Genomic DNA, 21042 nt, shown 5'->3' with positions numbered 1-21042 from the left:
CCGACGGCGGTCGCGCCCTGTCCGTGGACGCCCGCCCGGGCGCGTGGTCGAGTGGGCGTCAGTGCGCGTGCTGGACGATCCACTGGTGCATCGCGATCGCCGCCGCGGCGCCGGCGTTGATGGACCGGGTGGAGCCGTACTGGGTGATGTGCACGACGACCTCGCTGGCGTCCTGCGCGGCCGCCGTCAGCCCCTGCGACTCCTCGCCGAACAGCAGGACGCACGCGCTCGGCAGGGCGCGCCCTTCGATCGGGACGGACCCCTCGATGTTGTCCACCCCGACGATCGGGAGCCCCTCGGCGGCCGCCCACGCGGCGAACGTCTCGATGTCCTCGTGGTGGCGTAGGTGCTGGTAGCGGTCGGTGACCATCGCCCCGCGACGGTTCCACCGCCGTCGCCCGATGATGTGCACCTGCGCGGCGGCGAACGCGTTCGCGGTGCGGACCACGGACCCGATGTTGAAGTCGCGGCCCCAGTTCTCGATCGCCACGTGGAACGGGTGCCGGCGGGTGTCCAGGTCCGCGACGATCGCCTCCAGCCGCCAGTACCGGTAGCCGTCCACCACGTTACGGGCGTCGCCCGCGGCCAACAGCTCCGGGTCCAGCCGCGGGTCGTCGGGCCAGTGGTCCGGCCCGTCGGGCCACGGCCCGACCCCGACCGCCTCGTTGTCCTCCACGTGAGGCAGTATCCCCCGTCCGCGACTCGACCCGCTCCGGGCGGGGACCCGCCTACGGCCCCCCGCCTCAGCCGGGCCCAACGCAGGTCTGTAACGATTCAACTCCCGGATGAGACGTTGCAAGATCGCGTAGGGCTCGGCCGCGGGCTGCTTGAGCGAGGGGCGCGGGGTGCGCGCGCTTGGAGGGCAGGGGGCGCCATAGGCTTGAGGCGTCCCGTCCGCGCGCTAGGAGACCGAGATGACCGAACAGATCACCACGTGGCTGACCGACATGGACGGCGTGCTCGTGCACGAGGAGTCGGCCCTGCCGGGCGCTGCGGAGTTCATCGCAACGCTGCGGCAGAAGCAGGTCCCGTTCCAGATCCTCACGAACAACTCGATCTTCACCCCGCGCGACCTCGCGGCCCGGCTACGCGTCTCGGGGATCGAGGTGGAGGAAGCCTCGATCTGGACCTCGGCACTGGCGACGGCGACGTTCCTGGCCGATCAGATCCCGGGCGGCAGCGCGTACGTGATCGGTGAGGCGGGCCTGACCACGGCGCTGTACGAGCGCGGCTACACCCTGACCGACACCGACCCGGACTACGTGGTGCTCGGCGAGACCCGCACCTACTCGTTCTCGGCAATCACGCGGGCGATCCGCCTGGTCGCCGCCGGGGCCAGGTTCATCGCCACGAACCCGGACGTGACCGGGCCTTCCGCAGAGGGCCCGCTGCCGGCCACGGGGTCGGTCGCCGCGATGATCACGGCCGCCACCGGCCGCAAGCCCTACTTCGTGGGCAAGCCGAACCCGGTGATGATCCGGACCGCGATGAACCGGATCGAGGCCCACTCCGAGCACACCGCGATGATCGGGGACCGGATGGACACCGACATCGTGGCAGGCATGGAGGCGGGCCTGCGCACGTACCTGGTGCTCACCGGGTCCACGAAGCGCGCCGATGTGGAGGGCTACCCGTTCCAGCCGAGCGAGGTGCACGACGGCATCGCCGACCTGATCGGCCTGCTGTAGCGCGGCGCCCGGGCGCCTCCCTACTCGCCGGTGACGAAGTCACCTACGCCTGGAGAACGTTCTCCGGCTCTGCATCGGGCGGGAGGTACTGCGCGACGGCGGGAGGTACTGGTTCGGGCGGAGGGGTGCCGCGCGGTTCCTGAGACAGCGAACGCCCCGGCACCTCGCGGTGCTGGGGCGTTCGGACTGCGATCGGATCACTGCTGTGGGGGCGGGGCACCTTGACCGGGGTACTGACCGCCCTGACCCGGGCCCTGCTGGAACGGCTGGCCCGGCTGGTAGCTGTTCGGCTGGTAGCCGCCCGGGCCGCCCTGCTGGGTGCCCGGCTGCACCGGCGAGTCCGTGGGTCGCGGCTGCGCGGCCGGGGCGTTCTGGTTGTAGTTGCCCACATTGCCCTGGTTGTCCTGGAAGGACACCCGCGGCGCGGTCCGCACGGCGGGGTCGGTGACCTCGAAGTACTCGGCGCGGGAGAACTTGAACATGTTCGCGATGATGTTCGGCGGGAATGTCTCCACCTTGGTGTTCAGGTCCCGCACGTTCGCGTTGTAGAACCGGCGGCCGGCGGCGATCCGGTCCTCGGTGTTCGTCAACTCGTTCTGGAGCTGGGTGAAGTTCTCGGCTGCGCGCAACTGCGGGTAGGCCTCGGCGACGGCGAACAACCGGCCGATCGCGTTCGATAGCTGGTCCTCCTGGATGGCCTGCTGAGCCGGCGTGGCGCCCGGCGTCGCGGCCGCGGCGCGGGCGCGGGTGACCTCGTCGAAGACGCTGCGCTCATGCGCGGCATAGCCCTTGACGGTCTCGATCAGGTTCGGGATCAGGTCATAGCGCCGGTGCAGCTCGACGTCGATCTGACGCCAGGCCTCCTGCACCAGGTTCCGCAGCTTCACGAAGCCGTTGTAGGTGCCCACGGCCCAGAGGACCACGATCAGAACCAGGACGACCACGATGAGGATGACGATCAAGCCTGCATCCATGGCGCTCACCTCCTGTACTCGTCGATGCCGGAGGGGGTCCGACCCCGTCCGCGGCGAGGTACCTGTGCGGCCCCCGTGGGGTCGATACTACTGGGGCTCGAGGCCGAGATCGGCTGCGGAGAGCACCCAGAGATAGGGCAGTTCTGCCCCCTGAACCGCCTCACGGGCCCCGGTGTCCCGGTCCACGATCGACGCCACGGCCACGACCTCGGCACCGGCCTCGCGGGCCGCGGCCACCGCGGCGAGGGCGCTCCCGCCAGTGGTCGAGGTGTCCTCCAGGACCACGACGTGGCGCCCGGCGACGTCGGGCCCCTCGACCTGCCGCTTCATGCCGTGCCCCTTGGCCTCCTTGCGCACCAGGAACGCGTCCAGGTCCAGGCCGCGGCTCGCCGCGGCGTGCTGGACCGCGCACACCACCGGGTCCGCACCGAGTGTCAGGCCGCCGACGGCGTCGATCTCGCCGGGTCCGAAGCCGGCCTCCTCGAGCGCGTCCAGAAGCAGGTGCCCGATGAGAGGCGCCGCCTCGTGATGCAGGGTGGCCCGGCGCATGTCGACGTAGTAATCGGCCTCACGGCCGCTGCTCAGGGTGACCCGGCCGTGCACGACGGCCAGTTCGTTGATGAGTTCGGCCAGTCGCTGCAGGGGTGTGGTCTCGGTGGTCACGGGCGTGAGTGTATCGGCGTGCCGCCCGGCGACGGATACGGTGGTGCCGTGCGAGTGGCGACGTGGAATGTGAACTCGATCCGGGCCCGTGTGGATCGGGTCACCGACTGGCTCGAGCGCACCGGCACCGACGTGCTGGCCATGCAGGAGACCAAGTGCGCCGACGACCGGTTCCCGTACCTGCCCTTCGAAGCCCTCGGCTACGAGGTCGCCCACCACGGGCTGAACCAGTGGAACGGGGTCGCGATCGCGTCCCGGGTCGGCCTGACCGACGTGCAGCGCTCCTTCCCCGGCCAGCCCGGCTGGGCGGACCCGACCGCCGTCGAGGCCCGAGCGATCGGCGCCACCTGCGCCGGGCTGCGGATCTGGAGCCTGTACATCCCGAACGGGCGCACGCTCGGCGATCCCCACTACGAGTACAAGCTGGCCTGGCTGGCCGCGCTGCGTGAGGCGGGCACCGGGTGGCTGGCCGCCGACCCGACGGCGCCCATCGCCCTCCTCGGGGACTGGAACATCGCGCCCCACGACGAGGACGTCTGGGACATGGCCGTGTTCCAGGGCGCAACCCATGTCTCCCCACCCGAGCGCGCCGCGTTCGCCGCCATCGAGGCGGCCGGGTTCGCCGAGGTCACCCGCGCGCACCTGCCGCAGGTCTACACCTACTGGGACTACCAGCGGCTCCGGTTCCCCCGGAACGAGGGTATGCGGATCGACTTCGCGCTCACCTCGACGGCGTTCGCGGAACGGGTGCGCGGCGTCGCCGTGGACCGCAACGAGCGCAAGGGCAAGGGCGCCTCCGACCACGTGCCCGTGGTGCTCGAGGTGGATGCACCGCCGGCCTGACCCATCACGATCAGGAGTCGAACCGAACGAACGCCCGTAATGAGCCGGCGTCGTGGTCCCGCGTCTCGCGGTATCCCAGCGACTCGTAGAAGGCCCGCTGGCCCGGCTCGTCATCGGTGAGCAGAACCTTCTGGCGAACGGCCGCGTAGGGCTCCAACGCGCTGAGGACGAGTGCTCGGCCCACCCCCGCCCGCTGCGCGTCGGGGTGGACCAGCACGTCCTGCAGGTAACAGATCGTGGCGCCGTCGGAGATCACTCGCGCCAGTCCCACGAGGCGGCCATCGCGCCGCGCCGCCACCACGCGGGAGGAACCGGCCAGCGCTGCCTCGAGCGTCGCGACATCATCGGCGTACGCCGTCCAACCCACCGCCCGGTAGAGCGCCGTGACCTCGCCCAGGTCGAGCACTGGAGACGATTCGACGACGATCCCTGCGCGCACCATGCCGCCTACGGTAGGCGCGCGCGAGGCCGGGAGGATCCACCGCGACCCCGCGCCAACCTCGTGCCGCGTCAGGTGAGCGTGTTCTTGTGCAGGACGCCGCCCTTCATGATCGCCACCAGGTTGGCCACCGGGTCGGCGAGCAGGTCGATGTCGGCGACGGGGTCGCCGTCCACGAGCAGGAGGTCGGCGATCGCGCCGGAGCGGACCTCGCCCAACACGCCGGGATAGGGGTTGCGCTCCCCGCTCAGCGCGCACAGTTGCGCGTTCGCCGACGTCGCCAGAGTGAGCACCTCCGCAGCGCCGAACCAGCGGGTCAGTTTCGTGAGCTGCGCGCCCTGGCGGGTCGCCAGCCGGGCGTCGAAGAGGGTGTCACTGCCCCAGGCGAGGTTGATGCCGTGCTGCCTGGCCAGGCCGTAGGCACGTTCGGTCCCCTCGAGGATCCGCTCGAGCTTCCACTCGCTCGTCGGTGGGACGGTCACCTTGTCCTCGTCGTCGAGGAAGGGTTGCGGACACCACCACGCGTCGTGCTCGGCGATCATCGCGACGGTCTCGGAGTCGAGGAGATGGCCGTGCTCGATCGAGCGGACGCCGGCCCGCAGCGCGCGCTGGACCGCCGCCGGGGTGTAGGCGTGCACCATCACGTACGTGCCCCAGTCAGAGGCGGCGTCGACGGCGGACCGCAGCTCGGCCTCGGTGTACTGGGTGACGTCGATCGGGTCGTAGGACGAGGAGACCCCGCCCCCGGCCATGACCTTGATCTGCGTGGCCCCGAGCCGCAGCTGTTCGCGGACGCCACGCAACACCTCAGGCACGCCGTCGGCGATCACGCACGCACCGATCCGCTCGATGTGGGCCAGGTGCCCGCAGACCCCGCGCGGGAGCTCGAACGGGAACCGGAAGTCACCGTGGCCCGAGGTCTGGGAGATCATCGCCCCGGCGGGGTAGATCCGGGGCCCGGGCACAAGACCCGCATCGACCGCCCGCTTCAGCCCGAAGACCGGCCCGCCGGCCTCCCGGACCGTCGTGAACCCGCGCTGGAGCGTCGCCTCGGCCTCGCGCGCGGCCAGGATGTTCACGTAGCCGACGTCCGCGGTCATGAGCGCCTGCAGCGGCAGGGTCGCGAACATCGAGTGCCAGTGGGCGTCGATGAGGCCCGGCATGAGCACCCGGCCGCCGCCATCGAGCTCGACGCGAGGAGCGCCATCGGCCGCTGCGGCCACCGGTGATCTCGAGACCACCTCGATCACGCCGTCGCGGACGAGGACGTCGGAGGGATCCGACACCTGCGCGGACGTCCCGTCGAAGACGCGGACGTTGCGGAACAGGGTCTCGTTCGTCGCAGCCGTCATGGCACCCCTCTGTACGGTCGGCTCACTGCCGACGATCGGCCTGCCCCCAGGCACACCCGACGCTAGTGGCACCCACAGGGGGTGGGAAGACCACCGTGCCGGACGGTTAAAGTCGGTCCATGACGCAGACCCCGCCGTGGCCCGACGGCACCCAGCCGGCCGCCTCCGACCCGGCGGTGCAACCGAACCCACAGGGTCCGACCGTCCAACCAGACCCGCAGGGCCCGGCGGTGCAGCCGAACCCGCAAGGCCCGACGGCGCAGCCGAGCGGGTGGGCGGACCCGGGTTCGGGTTGGGGTAACCCGGGCGGGCCTTCTGCGGCGCCGCCGGGTGGTTCCGCGCCACAGCAGGGCGGCTACGGATCGCAGGGGGGTTACGCGGCGCAAGGTGGGTATGCACCGCAGCCGAGCGGCCCGCCCCAGCAGGGCGGCTACGCGCCACAGCAGCAGGGCGGCACACCCCAACAGGGCGGCTACGCGCCACAGCAACAGGGCGGCACGCCCCAGCAGAGCGGTGGCTACTACATCCCTCAACCTGGCGGCGTTCCCGCAGGGCCGGGCGTCGACAGCGTGATCCCGGCCATCCCGCAGGCAGGTCCGCAGGCACCGGCGCAGCCTCGTGGGCAGAGTCCCTACGGCAGCCGCCCGGGCCCGGCAGCACCCGGCCAGCAGCAGCCGACCGGGACCGGTGGCTACGGACAGTTCACGTTCCCGGTCTTCGAGAAGCAGAAGCTCGAACCGATGGCAGTTGCCGCCGTCGCCACCTCCCCGCTCGGACCCGTGGGTCTGGTGCTCGGACTGCTCGCGCGGCCCCGGGTCCGACGGACCCGCCGCCGCAGCATGAACCTGGCCTGGGCCGGGATCGTCCTCGGGGGCGCGTTCACGGTCGCGTGGATCCTGGTCGCGGTCACGCTCACCCTGAACGGGACGATCGCCCGGGCCACCGAGCGTCCCGTCGCCGGCGATGTGGACTCGGCGCGTAGCGTGGCCGCCGCGAACCTGGCGGTCGGCAACTGCATCTACACCCTTCCGCCGGCGCAGTCCGTAGGCGAGGTGCGCCTCGTGCCCTGCGCGGAGAGTCACATCGCGCAGGTGATCTCCACCCACGAGCTCACCGGAGACTTCCCGGGTGCCGAGGCGGTCGCGGCCCAGGCGACCGAGCTGTGCGAGGCTGACGCGGCCGAGATCGACGCCGGCGACCTGGACGTGATGCCCTGGCACCTGGCCCCGAGCGCGGAGGGCTGGGAGCAGGGCAACACGACGGTGGTGTGCCTCGTGCGGGGCGCGACGGGACCCGTCGAGGGTGATCTGGTCAACGGCTGACACGGAGCCTTCGCCGACCGGCTCTCGAATGGGCGGAAGTCCCCATGGAACGCGTATGACGGACCGGCCTGGACACCCTAAAATTCGCATCATGAGCACCTCGTGGGATCCCTACCAGCAGCAGGGTCAGCAGCCCGGGTACGGGCAACAACCCGGCTACGGACAGCAACCGCAGCAGGGGGGCTACGGGCAGCAGCCCCAACCGGGCGGCTACGGGCAGCAGCCCACGCCCGGTGCCTACGGACAACAGCCCCAGGCCGGCGGCTACGGACAGGCATCCCAGCCCGGGTACGGACAGGCGTCCCAGCCCGGATACGGACAGCAGCCCCAGCCCGGGTACGGGCAGGGCTCGCAGCCGAGTTTCGGCAACTACAGCCAGCCCGGCGGGTCCGGCAACTACTACGGCGGGCCGACCCCGCCCGCTCGCAACACCGGTGCCATCGTCGGCATCGCGATCGGCGTCGTGGTCCTGCTGGTGATCGGGTTCTTCGTGGTGCGAGGGCTCAACAACGGCGGCACCGAGGCGAACCCGAACGACGTCTCCGAACCGACCGAGATCGCCGACGTCGATCTGGTCCCCGGCAACTGCCTGACGACGCTGGACTACAACGACAACCGGCTCCTGAACCAGGTCCCGTGCGCGGATGTGCACGGTTTCGAGGTCGTCGCCGAGCAGGTCGTCGACGACACCGAGTTCTCCGACGAGTTCCCGGACCGCGCTGACGAGTTCTGCTTCGACTCCCTCCGCGAGATCATCCCCGAAGAGTTCGACACCGAGCACGTCGGCTATCACACGTTCTACCCGTCCCAGGAGACCTGGGACGCCGGGGACCGCAAGCTGACCTGCCTGGTCTCGGCCACGGATGGGCTCGAGTTCACCGGCAGCTTCATCGCCGGGGACGCCGCGATCGGCTGAGCACTCCCCGCTCCTGTGAACCGCCGAACGCCGGTGGTCGGCACTGCCGACCACCGGCGTTCGCGTGTTGCGGGGCGTCGATCCGCTCAGCCCGCGTTCAGCACCAGGCCCGGTGCCTCGGGATCGTCCGAGACGTCCACGAGGACACGGTCACCGTCGGCGACCTCCCCGGCGAGCAGCATCCGGGCGAGCGGGTCGCCGATCTGCCGCTGGATGAGCCGGCGCAACGGGCGCGCCCCGTAGGCCGGGTCGTACCCGTCCAGGGCCAGCCACTCCCGTGCGGCCGGGCTCACTTCGAGGTCGAGCCTGCGCTCGGCGAGCCGATCCGCGAGCCTGGCGACCTGCAGGTCGACGATCTCGCCGAGCTCGGCGACGGTGAGCGCATCGAAGATGACCACCTCGTCGAGCCGGTTCAGGAACTCGGGCTTGAACGAGGCCCGGACGGCGGCCATGACCGCCTCACGCTTGGCCTCCTCGGACAGACCCGGGTCCACCAGGAACTGCGATCCGAGGTTCGAGGTCAGCACCAGGATCACGTTGCGGAAGTCCACGGTGCGGCCCTGACCGTCGGTCAGCCGGCCGTCGTCGAGCACCTGCAGGAGGATGTCGAACACCTCCGGGTGCGCCTTCTCCACCTCGTCCAGGAGCACCACCGAGTACGGCCGCCGGCGCACCGCCTCGGTGAGCTGGCCACCCTCCTCGTACCCGACGTACCCGGGCGGGGCGCCGACGAGCCGGGCCACGGAGTGCTTCTCGGAGTACTCGCTCATGTCCACGCGCACGATCGCGCGCTCGTCGTCGAAGAGGAAGTCCGCCAGGGACTTCGCCAGCTCGGTCTTGCCGACCCCGGTGGGCCCGAGGAACAGGAACGAACCGGTTGGCCGGTCCGGGTCCGAGATGCCGGCCCGGGAGCGGCGCACGGCGTCCGAGACTGCGCGGACGGCGTCCCGCTGCCCGATCAGTCGCTGCCCCACGACGTCCTCCATGTGCAGGAGTTTCTGGGTCTCGCCCTCGAGGAGCCGCCCGGTCGGGATACCGGTCCAGGAGGCGACCACCTCGGCGATCTCCTCCGGGCCGACGCGGTCCGCGATCATCGGCTCGACGGCACTGGGAGAGGCGTTCGCCTCGGCCGCCTCGGCCGCGGCGATGTCCCGCTGGACCGCGGGGATCTCCCCGTAGAGCAGCCGGGACGCGTTCTCCAGGTCGCCCTCCCGCTGGGCCCGTTCGGCCTCGGTTCGCAGGGCGTCCAGGCGCGACTTCAGGTCGCCGACGCGGTTGTGGCCCTCCTTCTCGGCCTCCCACCGGGCATTCAGCGCCGCGAGCTCCTCGGAGCGGTCGGCGAGGTCCGCACGTAGCTTCTCCAGGCGCGCCTGGGACGCCTCGTCGTCGGACTCGGAGAGGTAGGACTCCTCCATCTTCAGGCGGTCGACGGCGCGGCGGAGCTCGTCGATCTCGATCGGCGAGGAGTCGAGCTCCATGCGCAGCCGGGAGGCGGACTCGTCGATCAGGTCGATCGCCTTGTCCGGCAACTGTCGGCCGGGGATGTACCGGTCGGACAGCTGCGCGGCCGCCACGAGTGCGCCGTCGGAGATCGTCACCTGGTGGTGCGCCTCGTACTTGGGCGCGATGCCGCGCAGGATCGCGACGGTGTCCGCCACGGACGGCTCGCCCACGAACACCTGCTGGAACCGGCGCTCCAGCGCCGGGTCAGACTCGATGTGCTCACGGAACTCGTCGAGCGTGGTGGCACCGACCATCCGCAGCTCACCGCGGGCGAGCATCGGCTTGAGCATGTTGCCGGCGTCCATGGACCCCTCGGACGCGCCCGCACCGACCACGGTGTGCAGCTCGTCGATGAAGGTGACCACTTCGCCGTCGGAGGCCTTGATCTCGTCGAGGACGGCCTTGAGCCGCTCCTCGAACTCGCCCCGGTACTTCGCGCCCGCGACCATCGCGGCCAGGTCGAGTGCGATCAGCCGCTTGTCCCGCAGCGAGTCCGGCACGTCACCGTCCACGATCCGCTGGGCCAGTCCCTCGACGACCGCCGTCTTGCCGACGCCGGGCTCGCCGATCAGGACCGGGTTGTTCTTGGTGCGCCTGGACAGTACCTGGACCACCCGGCGGATCTCCGCGTCCCGGCCGATGATCGGGTCGATCTTGCCCTCGCGGGCGGCCTGGGTGAGGTCCTGACCGTACTTCTCCAGGGCCTGGTACGTGCCCTCCGGGTCGGCCGAGGTGACCTTCGCACTGCCGCGCACCCGGGGCAGTGCGTCGAGCAGCCGGTCCCGGTCGGCCCCCGCGGAGCGGAGTAGGTCCCCGACGGCGCCGGTGTCCTTCGCGAGGCCGAGCAACAGGTGCTCGGTGGACACATATGCATCCCCGAGCGCGGTCGCCTCGTCGCCGGCCGCCTTGACGGCGGTCGCGAGGGACCGTGACATCTGCGGCTGGTTCACCGACGAGCCGGAGGCCGCCGGTAGGGCCACGACGATCGCGCGCACCCGATCCAAGACGGCGGCCCGGTCCGCACCGACGGCGTCGAGCAGCGCCGCGGCGACGCCGCCCTCCTGCTCGATCAGTGCCTGGAGCAGGTGCGCGGGCTCCAGTTGCGGGTTGCCGGCAGCGGTCGCGGCCTGCAGGGCGGCGGCGACCGCCTCCTGCGACTTCGTGGTGAGTTTGGTGTCCAAGAGAACCTCCGGGTATCAGTGCTGTGTCTGATAGTGACAACGCCGCGCAAGGTTGAGTCTATTCCACTCAACTCTGGCTCCGCTCAACGCTGAGCCGATCGGTGGAATCAGTACGTCGCACCGGTCGGTGCCAGGTCCTGCGATCCGGTCACCCGGAGCAGCGCGAGCGCCTGGGCTGCGGGCGTGCCCGGGGTCGCCGAGTAGACCAGCAGGGTCTGTTCCGCGCAGGGCATGGACACGGTGTCGCAGTCGAGCACGATCCGGCCGAGGTCGGGGTGGTCCACCGTGGTCGTCAGCGACTGCCAGTCGCACGTGTGACCCTCACCCCACAACCGTTCGAACTCGACGCTGCCGCGGCGCAGGTCCTTGATGAGTCGCTGCAGCGGTAGGTCCTCGGGAAAGCGAGCCATCGCCGTGCGCAGTGTCGCCACGGACGTGAGCTTCACGGCTTCCAGTTCCTCCGGGGTCATCGCGACCCGGCCGGCTTCGGTGCCCAGGAACCGCTGCCAGATGATGTTGCGCTCCCGGTCCGGCCATCGGGACAGGTCTCCGAGCAGCGCCGTGGCCATCGGGTTCCAGGCCAGCACGTCGCTCTTGGCGGAGAGCACCAGGCCGGGTAGGTCCGTGAGCCGGTCGAGCAGCCGGAGCATGCCTGGACGCACGGTCATCTGGATCTGTCCCGGCCGCGGCGGCGCCGCGTCCGCAAGTACGTACAGCTGGTCCCGCTCGGGATCGGGTAGCCGCAGTGCGCGGGAGAGCGCCTGCAGCACCTGCGTGGAGGGGTGCGGCCCCCGGCCCTGCTCCAACCGGACGACGTACTCCACGCTCAGGCCGGCGAGCTGGGCGACCTCCTCCCGGCGCAGGCCCGGCACCCGGCGCCGGGATCCGGCCGGCAGGCCGACGTCCTCAGGGCGCACCCGCTGCCGGGCTCGACGCAGCAGGGCGGCCAGCTCGTTGCGATTCACGCCCCCAGCATGACCCCGGGTGGCCGCCTCCGCGAGGGTCGGCGGCCGTGGATCCTGGTATCGGCGGTACCAGGGTCCGCGCTACCTGGAAGGGCCGGGCACCCGGAGCCACGGTTGACCCATGACAACCACCGAACCGAACACCGCAGGCCGAGCGATCGACCCGACCTCCGCCGTCGATCATGGAACGGGTGCGGGCGACTTCGCCCACGAGCCGACCACCGTGCTGATCACCGGTGCCAACCGAGGGATCGGGCTCACCACCGCACGCCGTCTCGGGGAGCTCGGCTGGCGGGTCCTGCTCGGCGCCCGCGATGCCGGCCGGGGCGAGGCCGCGGCGGCGGACCTGGCCGCCGCCGGCCTGGACGTGAGCGCCCTCACGCTCGACGTGACGTCTCAGGACTCGGTGCTGGCCGCCGTCGAGCGGGTGCGTGCGCACCACGACCACCTCGATGTCCTGATCAACAACGCGGGTGTCCTCGGTGCGACCGGTGACCCGGCGCGGACCATCGCCGCCGACTTCATCGCCCCCTACGGCGTGAACGTGCTCGGGCCGGTTCGGGTGACCCAGGCCTTCCTGCCCTTGCTGCGCGCCGCCCGGCGTCCCCGCGTGGTCATGGTCTCCAGCAGCCTCGGGTCGATCACCGTCACGTCCGACCCCCAGCGCATGGAGCACACGACCCAGGAACTCGTCTACACCTCGTCCAAGGCCGCGCTGAACATGATGACCACCCAGTACGCGCGCGCCATCGAACAGGTGCAGTTCAACCTGGTGGACCCCGGGTACACGGAGACCGACATGAGCCCCCAGGGCACCCAGACCGTCATGGAGGGCACCGACGCCATCGTCGCCGCCGCTCAGGTGGGCCCAGGTGTCACCGGCACGTTCACGGACCGCTTCGGCGTGGTGCCGTGGTGACGCGGCGGCCGGTCCACTACCAGGCGCTGCCGTAGCAGACGAAGGGCGCGGGCGGGCCGTCGTGCTCGGCCAGGGCCGCGGCCAGCGCGGTCGCGGAGTCCGCGCCGGCCGCAAGACGCGTGTGCACGCCCGCCATCACATCCGCGGCAGCACGGTCGTTCACGTTCGCCACGCCCGCGACAACGGCGCGGGTGCCCAGCTGCAGCAGCACGCTTGCCAGCCCGAGCGGCTGGTCCCCGGGACGCACGCTGACCAGGCCCGCCTCGCAGGCCGAGATGAGCACGCAGCCGCCGCGCAGGTTCTGGTCCTCCAGCTCGTGCGCGAACAACGGGCCGTCCGCCAGGCGCAGCGAGGAGAACAGCGGACTCTGGGGCTGGTGCACCCCGTGGGCGGCCACGTGGACCACGTCGTGCTCGGCCAGGGCCGTGCGGACCCGGCCGGCGGTGGCGTCGACACCACCGAGGACCTCGGCACCGGGCCAGGCCGCGCCGACCCGGGAGACCTCGTCCTCGGCCCGGTCCAGGCCAGGTCCGGCGACGGCCAGCACCGTGGGCCGTTCCGGGCGCACCCCGGCCCGCCAGGCGCGCCACCACATCGTCGCGCTCGGGGCGACGACGGTCGGCAGTCCGCGCCGGGACGGCAGGAGCGTCCACGGCACCGCTGCGAGATTCCCACCGGTGGCGAGCACGAGGGGGCCGCCCGCCCCGGAGCCGGCGAGCAGGATCTCGTCCAGCTGAACCAGCTCGTCCGCGAGCGCGGTCCGGACAGTGCTCGCGATCGGCTCTGGCAGCAACGGCAGCGCCAACGCGTCGAGGTCGGCGCGCACCCGCCGCATCAGCTCGGCCACCTGCGTGGTGGACCCGAGCTCGCGGACCCGGGAACGGCCCGCGGTCACCTCAACGGCGTACCACCGGCCGCCGTACGCGCCGAAGTTCACGAGCGTGGCCCCGGGGTCGGTCCGCAGCACGTCGCGGACCCGGCCGAGGGTGACGACCTTGGTGTCCACCGGTGCCGCGCCATCACGCTCCCAGGCTCGGGACCGGATCTGACGCTGCAGGTCAGCGACCCGCTCGCGCAGCCGGGCCCGCTGAGTGGCGTGCTCGGGTTCACCGATGAGGTCCCGGGACTCCTCCTCCGCGCGCCGCAGCGCTCCGAGGAGCTCGGCGCCCGCCGGGTCCGCCGGCCCGCTCACGCCGGGCACGCGGACCAGGACCGATCGTGCCCGTTCGAGACTGTCGAACAGTCGTGCCGCGCCGCCGTCGGCCAGGGCCAGAGCGGTCCCGAGGCCGGCCAGACGGGACCCGTGCACGGCGGCCGCGGTGCGCAGGTCGAGTGAGTCGAACGTTGCCCGGTGGTCGGTCAGCTCGGCCAGACCGATCCGCACCTCGCGCCGCGCCCGCGCGGGATCCTGACGGGCGAGGGCGAGCTGGGCGCGCACCTCACGCCGTTCGATGCGCGTCCGGAACGTGTCATCCGGGCGCAGCCGGAGCACGGCGTCGAGCGACGGCGACCCCTCGACGCCCCCGGTCCCCGCTGCCCCACCACGGACCGGGTCCTCGCCGGCGGCGAGCCGGGTGCCGGCCAGCAGCAGGCCCCCGGCATCGGCGAGGTCCCGACGGCCCTCCCCCGCGACCGTGTCGACGAACTCCGCGATCCGGGCCGCCAACCGGGACAGCCGAGCCGGCGACTCGGCGACGAGCCCGCGCTCGCAGCGCAGGGCCACGAACTCGCTGCGCCGCTGCCACATGACGTTGCCCCGGCGGCGGAACCGCCGGGCGGCCCCCATCGCGAGGGTGCGCCCACGGTCGGGGGCACCTTCGACGAGCGCACATTCGGCGCGCAGCAGTTCGACCTCGGCCAATTCCTGGCCGCGCCGGTCCGCCCGGAACTCCTCGGCCGCGGAAGCGAGAGCGACGTCCGCGTCCCGGACCAAGCCGGCCTCCCGGAGCACCCGGGCGCGGTCCAGGTAGAACACCGGGTTGCGCCCGCCCGGTGCGATGTCCGCGGCCGCGGACATCTCCGCCAGCGCCCGCGGCAGGTTGCCGGCCAGGAAGTCGGTGTAGCCGAGGTTGTGGCGCGCCATCGACTCGACGAGCACGTCGCCCTCGGCGGCGGCGATCTCGACGCCGGCGCGCAGGTCCACGCGGGCCTGGTCCAGCCGGCCGAACTCGAGGGCGAGCGTGCCCCTGTTGACCAGGATCCGCACCTGGTCCCGGGGCAGCGCGACGTCGATGAGCTCCATCGCGTGCCCGAAGGCGTCCGCGGCGTCGGCCAGCCGCCCGGAACGCATCAGCAGCAGCGCCTGCTGGCCGCGGATCGCGGCCCGCACCGCGTCCGCACCGGCCGCCTCGGCATGCTCGGCGGCCAGCCGCAGGTGCTGCTGGGCCGCGGACAGGTCGGCATCGGTGTCGAACGTGGAGGTGGCCAGGCCGACGTAGGCGCGAGCCAGCACGAGCTCGGCACGCGGTCGCCCGTCCGCGGCGGTCTCGACCGTGCGGACCAGCTCCCGGAGCAACCGTGCGGCCGCCGCGGAGTGGCCCTCGGCGTTTCGCCCGAGCCCCTCCGCGAGTCGTTGCTCAGCCAGGTCCAGGTCGAGCACCTGCGGGCCTCCGGGGGTTCGGCTCCTACAGTTCGAAGAGCGGTGTCACCACCGTAGTGGTGCCGATCTCGAATACGAGCTGCACGAAGCCCTCGGGGACGTTGTCGAAGACGAATCGGCCGGTCGGTTCACTCCGGGTGCTGAGCTCGCGACCGTCCATCCGCAGGCGCACCGCCAGCTCGCGCGGCGGCGCGATCCACCCGTCGAGCCGGGCGCTGGTGCCGCTGTGCCCCACGGTGACCATCGCCGTCAGGGACTCGGCCGAGAACGTCAGCGTGTGCGTGCGGGTCACCGCCATCTCCGAGCGGACCCCGGCTCCCACGGTGGGCACCCGGGTCAGTTCGGCGACCTCGGTCATCAGTTCCGAGAGGGCGACGGCGAACTTGAGCCGGTCCACGAGTCCGTCCGGGACCGGGTCCTGCTCCTCGTAGAACCGGCGCAGGCCGGCGAGCATCGCCGCGTCCCGGTCGTCGAGGGGCTCGGCGGCCGAGGCCACCTCCGCGGCCGTCCAGCGTTCCTTGTCGGTCATGACGCCCACCCCGGGTCGGTCGAGAGCTTCGCGCGCAGCCGGGCCAGGCACCGGCCGCGCGTCGGTCCGATACTGCCGACCGGCATGCCGAGCGCCTCGGCGATCGCGGCGTAGTCGGGCCGGTCGGCGAAGGCGATCACGCGCAGCAGCTCCCGGCATCGATCGGAGAGCTCCCGGACGTGGTGCCAGAGCCGCACGTCGCGTTCGTTGCGGACGGCGACGTGCTCGGGCAGGTCCTCGGCGGGCGCCACGACCCGGTCGAGCTCGTCCGTCTCGGCGTCCGGCCGCGGCGTCGAGGTGTGCGCCAGCTCGTTCCCGCGTACCCGGGAGACCCGCCAGGACTCCCGTTTTGTGGTCACCAGCAGCCACTTCACGACGGTACGTGGATCTCGCACCGACGCCGCGCTGCGGACCAGGCTCAACCAGACCGTCTGCAGCACGTCCTCGGCCTCGGTGCGGTCAAGGCCCTGCCCGCGCGAGGTGTGCCACAGCAACGGCGTGAGCATGCTGACCAGGTCGTCGAACGCCGTCCGGTCGCCGCCACGGAACCGCTCGAACGCCGCGCTGGCTCGGACCACGAGGGTCTCGCCCGGGCTGGCCTCGATCATCACGAATCCCTGCCGTCCGCCGCGCGCGCCCCGGGCAGGTTCGCGAGGGCCTTACGACCCCGTTCGACGGCGTCGGCCGCCTTGGTCGAGTCGGCGCCACCCGCGTACAGCTCGGCCAGGGTGGCCGCGACCTCGCCGGCGAACACCGGTGCGGCGAAGGACGTACCGCTCCAGGTGGCGAACCCGGATGCGAAGTCGTCGGGGTCGATGCTGGCCCGGGTCCTGCCCTCGTGGGCCAGCGACGCCACCGGGTTCAGCGAGGTGTTGATCGTGGTCGGGAAGGTGCTGACCAGGCCGGCGCCGACCCGACGGTGCAGCACCCAGGGGCCCTCGTTCGAGAAGAGGGCCACCGTGCTGCCGTTCGGGTTCAGGGCTCCGACGGCCTGCAGCGGCAGCGCCTCCGGTGCCGTCCGCGCCGGGCCACCCGGGTAGTCGGCGAACGCGGCCGGGAACATCTCGCGCGTGGTGGCGTCGTTGCCCGAGGCCGCCACGACCGTCACACCGAGAGCACCAAGCGCCTTCAGCGGCAGCCACAGGAGCGGGTCGAAAGCGAGGTCCGCCGGCTGCTCGTGGTAATACCCGAGGGACAGGGACAACACGTCGACGGGCGGCATCTCCGGGTCGCCGGCGGCCATGGCGACCACCTGCCACAGCACCAGCCGGCGCAACGAGCGCACCAGTTGGGACTCGGCCACCACACCGTCACCCCGGAACACCCGGACCGAGAGGATCCGGGCATCCGCGGACTGCTGCCGGATCAGACCGGCGATGAACGTGCCGTGACCGGCGTCCGCCTCAAGCCCGCCCACGAGCGGGTTCGCGGTGCCGGTCTCCTCGGTGTCCGGCACGAGCCTTGGCAGACCGAGGGGCAGACCGAGGACCTCGGGGTCACGGATGACCACGTCCGAGCCGAGCCAGGGGTGCTCGCCGACCCCGGTGTCGAGCACGGCCACGACGGGCCGGTGCACCTTCGGATCGTTGCGCGGAGCGGGCTCGGGGCCGAGCCATGCCACCGGCTGGCGTCCGCCGGAACCGGGCATCGCATAGGTCGAGAGCCCGTTGTTGCTGTGCGGGATCGTGTAGGGGACACCGCCGCCGCTGGAGGAGACGTCGTGCGGTGCGCCACCGGCTACGTGCGGGATCGTGTAGGGCGTGCCGCCGATGTCCGTGGCGGAGAACACGAGGTGGTCAAGGGCCACCTCGTCGGCGCGGCCGGTAGCGGCCCGGTACGCCTGCACCAGGCGCCACGCGTCCACCGGTTCCGCGGGGGCGGCGGGGTCCAGTCGGACCACCCGGGCGCTCTCCACCCAGTTCTCCTCGATCAGGCCGCGCACCTCGGGCCCGAACTCGGGCCGGCCGAGGTATTCACGTTCGGCCCTCGCCTCGTCGTCCTCGACGAGGCCGAGGCCCAGCTCCCTGGCGATGCTGCCAAGGGCCTTCAGGGCACCCTCGACGGCGGCGCCTCGGATCAGGACCGAGTCCACCGAGTAGACGGTCGGGTGCAGGGCCACCTCCTCGGCCCGCTGGACCGCGGTCGAGGGGTCCAGGACGCGGGCACGGTAGCGCTCCCAGGATGCGTTCGGCAGACCGATCGGTGGTTCCGATACCAGTGGAACGTTGGCCTCGCCTGGGGTGTTCTGACTCACGTCCTTGTTCTCCTGTTGTTTCGACGGGCGGTGCGACGGGCAGGGTCTTCCGCGGGCCGGGGGACGCTCGCGGTTCGAGCCTAGTGCGGCGTCGAGTGGCCGACCAGGGTCTGAGCGGGCTCCCAACCCTCATCGCCGAGGAGGTGCACGGCCAGGACCTGATACACGTCGTCGGGGATGGATCCTCCGGGCTCGCCACAGCGGTGTCGACGTCCGGGCCGTGTATCAGGACCGCGCCCCACGCCTCATCACTAGGCACCGGTCCCACCCGGGGCCCGAGGGGAGCACGCGATGCACACCACCGACGTGATGCCGCAGACCACTGTTGCCGACGAGGTCGAGGCTGCCATCACCCTGGTCCGCCGCACGCTGATCCTCGGCCGTGTGCGCAGTGCCGCCGAGCTCACCGGGCAGCTGCTCCGGGATTGGTACGCGCCGGCCACCCCGGTGCCGCCGGCCGATCCCGCGGAACCGCCGTTGGCGGGCCTGCTGCGCGTCGCACACGTGGGCTTCGAGCGGTGGCAGACGTCCAGTGGCTGGCGCGCGACGTCCGCGGGCAATGCCTGGCTGCACGTCGAGGGCGGCCGGCCCCGGACCACCGTCGCTGCGAACATCGTGGGCGCCGACGCCCACGGCGCCCTGGCGGCCACCGACCGCGTCGAGGTACGCGAGCAGGCCACCCGGGCCGCCGGCGGCCGCTGGCGCACCTGGGGGTCCGGCTGGGTGCCCAGGCTGCAGGGCTCGGGCACGAACCTGCTCCGGATCCACCTGAACTGCCCGGCGGACAACCTGCCCGACCTGGTGCGTGCCGTCACCGTCCACACGAGCACCTGGGACGAACCGTGGGCCCTGGACGTCCCGACGGACCGAACGGCGACCGCCCGTCCGGACGCCACCCATCTGACCCTCCCGGTCGGCGCGTTCATGCGCGGTACAGACCTCCTCCACGAACTCGTGGACGCCCTCGCGCCGCTGCTCCGGCCGACCGTCCCCGCGCTGACCCTGCGGCTCGCCCCCGGCATCGGCGTGGGCCAGTCGGCGGCCACAGGTCCCACGTTCGGCGAGCTCCGCTGCCACGTCCTGGCCCAGACGCTCATCGAGGACCCGTTCCCGCCCACCGCGGAACTCATCCGACGCACCCGCACCGCGCTCGCCCGTGAGGGCATCGACGCCCGCCGGCCCCACCGGGTCCGGGATACCCAGGATTGGGATGCACCATGGCTGTGACAGCACTCGCCGAACCGGACCTGCTGGCCTACGCGGGCGATCTCGCGGACGAGCTACAGGCTGGGGTGGTCCGTGGCAGCACCGGGCCGACCTGGCGCGACCGCTCGCCCCGTGCCCGCACCGGCCGCGGCCGTTCGCCGCACGCGGTCGAGGACGGCGACGCCGGGATCGCCTGGGCCCTGGCCGAACTCGGCCGAACGCTCGACCGGTCCGACCTTCTCGACCTGGCCGTCGACGCCTCGAGCCGCACCCTGGACGGCGCGGCCCGGGGCGGTGGAGTCGGCCTGCTCACCGGCCTGGCCGGGGTCGCCTGCGCGGTCCATCGGGTGGGGGCCGCCGCGGACTCACCCGAGCTGCGGCAGCGGGCCCGCCGCGCCGCGGCGTCGGTGCGGACGGATCCACGTCGGCACGACCTCGCCACGGGCACGGCCGGGCACCTGCTCGGACTGCTGGTCTGCGAGGCACCGGCCACGGCCGTGACGGCGGCCACCCGCCGGCTGCGCACAGCCGCCCGGCACCTGAGCGCGAACACGGTCTGCTGGCCTGATGCCGACGGTCGGGCGCGGACCGGGCTCGCCCACGGGACCTCCGGCGTCATCCTCGCCCTGGCGGAGGCGGCCGCCCGCCACCCGGTGCTGGCGACCGACCTGGTGCCACTCATCGATGGGGGCCTGCGCTGGGAGTCGGCCTGGTTCGAGCCGGAGGCCGACGCCTGGTCCACGCCCGGATCAGGGCCGACCGGTGCACCGGCAGCACCGAGCGGTCACGACGCGCACGCGACCGGCGACCCGTGGACCGGACCGGTGGGCATCGGGCTGACCAGGCTGCGCCTGCTCGCCCTGCGCGACCAGGGACTCGAGCTGGCGACCCCACGGACGAACCTCGTCGCCGACGTGCACGCCGCGGTCCGCGCAAGCACGCGCACCGCCCGGGCCACCACGGACCTGAGCCTCGGCCACGGCGCCGCTGGCACCTGGGACCTGCTCGCCTCGGCCGCAGTCGGTCTGGACACCCAGGGATACCGCAGCGCCGCCGTCGATCTGGCGCACGAGGCCCTCGCCGCGCACGGCACGACGGTACCGGGCCAGGGCGACGACGCCGGCCCTGGCCTGCTCTCCGGCATCGCCGGCACCGCACTCGCCCTCACCGCCGTGGCTACCCCTCGGGCCGGCTCCGCGAGCCGCCTGTTCCTCGCGGGGAGGTGAGTGCCGTGGCCGCTGGACACCGACGTCGTCCGGTCCGACGAACCCCGCGTCCGCGCGCGTGAGGCTCCGGTTGCGCGCCCGCGACCTGTAACACTCCGTCAACACGCGTCGGGCAGAATGCCCATCACACCCGACCGCAACGTGAGGAGTGATGATGCACCTGACCCCGTCCGAGCAGGAGAAGCTCCTGCTCGCGGTCGCCGGCATGGTCGCCCGCGACCGCAGGGAGCGCGGCATCCGCCTGAACTACCCGGAGGCGGCCGCGCTGCTGACCACCTGGGTGATCGAGGGCGCCCGGGAGGGACGCACCGTCGCCGACCTGATGGTGGCTGGCCGTGAGGTGCTCGGCCGCACCGACGTGATGGAGGGCGTGGCGCAGATGCTGCCCGACATCCAGGTCGAGGCGACGTTCCCGGACGGTCGCAAGCTCGTCACCATCCACGAACCGATCGCCTGAGGAGGC

General features: G+C 72.3%; 19 protein-coding genes. 8 read left to right on the top strand and 11 right to left on the bottom strand.

Translation table 11 applies throughout. The annotated features are described in order from the left end of the window. Positions 1–58: 58 nt before the first annotated feature. Positions 59–685 carry a TrmH family RNA methyltransferase gene (locus tag HALOF300_RS07460; protein WP_408636775.1) on the bottom strand — a complete coding sequence of 209 codons (627 nt, stop codon included), beginning with the start codon at positions 683–685 and terminating at the stop codon, positions 59–61. A gap of 229 nt (positions 686–914) precedes the next feature. Here HALOF300_RS07460 and HALOF300_RS07455 point away from each other — a divergent pair, with 229 nt between their 5' ends. Next, positions 915–1688, top strand: a complete 774-nt coding sequence (locus HALOF300_RS07455) for an HAD-IIA family hydrolase (protein ID WP_156740331.1) — start codon at positions 915–917, stop codon at positions 1686–1688. 197 nt (positions 1689–1885) lie between these two features. Here the strand turns inward: HALOF300_RS07455 and HALOF300_RS07450 are convergent, their stop codons facing one another. Both HALOF300_RS07450 and pyrE read right to left on the bottom strand, forming a co-directional pair. After that, on the bottom strand, positions 1886–2662 hold the full coding sequence (locus HALOF300_RS07450; RefSeq protein ID WP_156740330.1) for a LemA family protein: 777 nt from the start codon (positions 2660–2662) through the stop codon (positions 1886–1888). 87 nt (positions 2663–2749) lie between these two features. After that, positions 2750–3325 carry an orotate phosphoribosyltransferase gene (pyrE, locus tag HALOF300_RS07445; RefSeq protein WP_156740329.1) on the bottom strand — a complete coding sequence of 192 codons (576 nt, stop codon included), beginning with the start codon at positions 3323–3325 and terminating at the stop codon, positions 2750–2752. A gap of 48 nt (positions 3326–3373) precedes the next feature. Between pyrE and HALOF300_RS07440 the strand changes: the two genes are divergently transcribed. Beyond that, entirely contained in the window at positions 3374–4168 is a 795-nt protein-coding gene (locus tag HALOF300_RS07440) for an exodeoxyribonuclease III (protein ID WP_156740328.1), read from the top strand. 10 nt (positions 4169–4178) lie between these two features. Here HALOF300_RS07440 and HALOF300_RS07435 read toward each other — a convergent pair whose 3' ends face one another. Then, positions 4179–4610 (bottom strand): GNAT family N-acetyltransferase, encoded by a 432-nt coding sequence (locus HALOF300_RS07435; RefSeq protein WP_156740327.1) that lies wholly within the window; start codon positions 4608–4610, stop codon positions 4179–4181. 68 nt (positions 4611–4678) lie between these two features. Then, entirely contained in the window at positions 4679–5959 is a 1281-nt protein-coding gene (locus tag HALOF300_RS07430; protein WP_156740326.1) for a metal-dependent hydrolase family protein, read from the bottom strand. Positions 5960–6078: 119 nt separating this feature from the next. Between HALOF300_RS07430 and HALOF300_RS07425 the strand changes: the two genes are divergently transcribed. Together HALOF300_RS07425 and HALOF300_RS07420 are read left to right on the top strand one after the other, a co-directional pair. Continuing rightward, positions 6079–7281 (top strand): DUF4190 domain-containing protein, encoded by a 1203-nt coding sequence (locus tag HALOF300_RS07425; RefSeq protein WP_156740325.1) that lies wholly within the window; start codon positions 6079–6081, stop codon positions 7279–7281. A 91-nt stretch (positions 7282–7372) separates the two neighbouring features. Continuing rightward, the gene (locus tag HALOF300_RS07420; RefSeq protein ID WP_156740324.1) at positions 7373–8197 is read left to right on the top strand and encodes a septum formation family protein; all 825 of its coding nucleotides are present in this window, start codon (positions 7373–7375) and stop codon (positions 8195–8197) included. 86 nt (positions 8198–8283) lie between these two features. Here HALOF300_RS07420 and clpB read toward each other — a convergent pair whose 3' ends face one another. Together clpB and HALOF300_RS07410 are read right to left on the bottom strand one after the other, a co-directional pair. Next, positions 8284–10881, bottom strand: coding sequence for an ATP-dependent chaperone ClpB (clpB, locus tag HALOF300_RS07415; RefSeq protein ID WP_156740323.1), 2598 nt, complete (start codon positions 10879–10881; stop codon positions 8284–8286). A gap of 107 nt (positions 10882–10988) precedes the next feature. After that, entirely contained in the window at positions 10989–11846 is an 858-nt protein-coding gene (locus HALOF300_RS07410; RefSeq protein ID WP_156740322.1) for a helix-turn-helix transcriptional regulator, read from the bottom strand. Between the two features lie 121 nt (positions 11847–11967). On the opposite strand from HALOF300_RS07410, the gene HALOF300_RS07405 reads away from it, so the two are divergent. Then, positions 11968–12765: an SDR family NAD(P)-dependent oxidoreductase gene (locus HALOF300_RS07405; protein ID WP_156740321.1), complete on the top strand. Its 798-nt coding sequence runs from the start codon at positions 11968–11970 to the stop codon at positions 12763–12765. A 16-nt stretch (positions 12766–12781) separates the two neighbouring features. On the opposite strand, the gene HALOF300_RS07400 is transcribed toward HALOF300_RS07405, so the two are convergent. From HALOF300_RS07400 to HALOF300_RS07385, 4 genes are read right to left on the bottom strand one after another with little or no spacing between them, the layout of a single operon-like run. Beyond that, on the bottom strand, positions 12782–15364 hold the full coding sequence (locus HALOF300_RS07400) for a CHAT domain-containing protein (RefSeq protein WP_156740320.1): 2583 nt from the start codon (positions 15362–15364) through the stop codon (positions 12782–12784). 25 nt (positions 15365–15389) lie between these two features. Continuing rightward, on the bottom strand, positions 15390–15893 hold the full coding sequence (locus tag HALOF300_RS07395; RefSeq protein WP_154796076.1) for a carboxypeptidase regulatory-like domain-containing protein: 504 nt from the start codon (positions 15891–15893) through the stop codon (positions 15390–15392). Then, positions 15890–16501 carry an RNA polymerase sigma factor gene (locus HALOF300_RS07390; protein WP_156740319.1) on the bottom strand — a complete coding sequence of 204 codons (612 nt, stop codon included), beginning with the start codon at positions 16499–16501 and terminating at the stop codon, positions 15890–15892. The genes HALOF300_RS07395 and HALOF300_RS07390 overlap by 4 nt, the downstream gene beginning before the upstream one ends. After that, on the bottom strand, positions 16501–18147 hold the full coding sequence (locus tag HALOF300_RS07385; protein WP_156740318.1) for a S8/S53 family peptidase: 1647 nt from the start codon (positions 18145–18147) through the stop codon (positions 16501–16503). The genes HALOF300_RS07390 and HALOF300_RS07385 overlap by 1 nt, the downstream gene beginning before the upstream one ends. 291 nt (positions 18148–18438) lie before the next feature. On the opposite strand from HALOF300_RS07385, the gene HALOF300_RS07380 reads away from it, so the two are divergent. The 3 genes from HALOF300_RS07380 (at position 18439) to HALOF300_RS07370 (ending at position 21036) form a co-directional block, all read left to right on the top strand. After that, positions 18439–19374 (top strand): T3SS effector HopA1 family protein, encoded by a 936-nt coding sequence (locus HALOF300_RS07380; protein ID WP_156740317.1) that lies wholly within the window; start codon positions 18439–18441, stop codon positions 19372–19374. Continuing rightward, on the top strand, positions 19365–20579 hold the full coding sequence (locus tag HALOF300_RS07375; protein WP_156740316.1) for a lanthionine synthetase LanC family protein: 1215 nt from the start codon (positions 19365–19367) through the stop codon (positions 20577–20579). The genes HALOF300_RS07380 and HALOF300_RS07375 overlap by 10 nt, the downstream gene beginning before the upstream one ends. Positions 20580–20733: 154 nt before the next feature. Next, on the top strand, positions 20734–21036 hold the full coding sequence (locus HALOF300_RS07370) for an urease subunit gamma (protein WP_156740315.1): 303 nt from the start codon (positions 20734–20736) through the stop codon (positions 21034–21036). The last annotated feature ends 6 nt before the right edge of the window (positions 21037–21042 follow it).

The organism is Occultella aeris (assembly GCF_902703175.1).
GTDB classification, from domain to species: domain Bacteria; phylum Actinomycetota; class Actinomycetes; order Actinomycetales; family Beutenbergiaceae; genus Occultella; species Occultella aeris.
Note: the sequence above shows the minus strand (reverse complement) of the source record. Positions and strands in the feature narration are given on the sequence as shown.

Bases quoted from the DNA above. Each gene is read 5' to 3' on its own strand.
- HALOF300_RS07455 (WP_156740331.1), top strand. From the start codon at position 915: ATGACCGAACAGATCACCACGTGGCTGACCGACATGGACGGCGTGCTC.
- HALOF300_RS07450 (WP_156740330.1), bottom strand. From the start codon at position 2,662: ATGGATGCAGGCTTGATCGTCATCCTCATCGTGGTCGTCCTGGTTCTG.
- HALOF300_RS07435 (WP_156740327.1), bottom strand. From the start codon at position 4,610: ATGGTGCGCGCAGGGATCGTCGTCGAATCGTCTCCAGTGCTCGACCTG.
- HALOF300_RS07430 (WP_156740326.1), bottom strand. From the start codon at position 5,959: ATGACGGCTGCGACGAACGAGACCCTGTTCCGCAACGTCCGCGTCTTC.
- HALOF300_RS07425 (WP_156740325.1), top strand. From the start codon at position 6,079: ATGACGCAGACCCCGCCGTGGCCCGACGGCACCCAGCCGGCCGCCTCC.
- HALOF300_RS07420 (WP_156740324.1), top strand. From the start codon at position 7,373: ATGAGCACCTCGTGGGATCCCTACCAGCAGCAGGGTCAGCAGCCCGGG.
- HALOF300_RS07405 (WP_156740321.1), top strand. From the start codon at position 11,968: ATGACAACCACCGAACCGAACACCGCAGGCCGAGCGATCGACCCGACC.
- HALOF300_RS07395 (WP_154796076.1), bottom strand. From the start codon at position 15,893: ATGACCGACAAGGAACGCTGGACGGCCGCGGAGGTGGCCTCGGCCGCC.
- HALOF300_RS07390 (WP_156740319.1), bottom strand. From the start codon at position 16,501: ATGATCGAGGCCAGCCCGGGCGAGACCCTCGTGGTCCGAGCCAGCGCG.
- HALOF300_RS07380 (WP_156740317.1), top strand. From the start codon at position 18,439: ATGCACACCACCGACGTGATGCCGCAGACCACTGTTGCCGACGAGGTC.
- HALOF300_RS07375 (WP_156740316.1), top strand. From the start codon at position 19,365: ATGGCTGTGACAGCACTCGCCGAACCGGACCTGCTGGCCTACGCGGGC.
- HALOF300_RS07370 (WP_156740315.1), top strand. From the start codon at position 20,734: ATGCACCTGACCCCGTCCGAGCAGGAGAAGCTCCTGCTCGCGGTCGCC.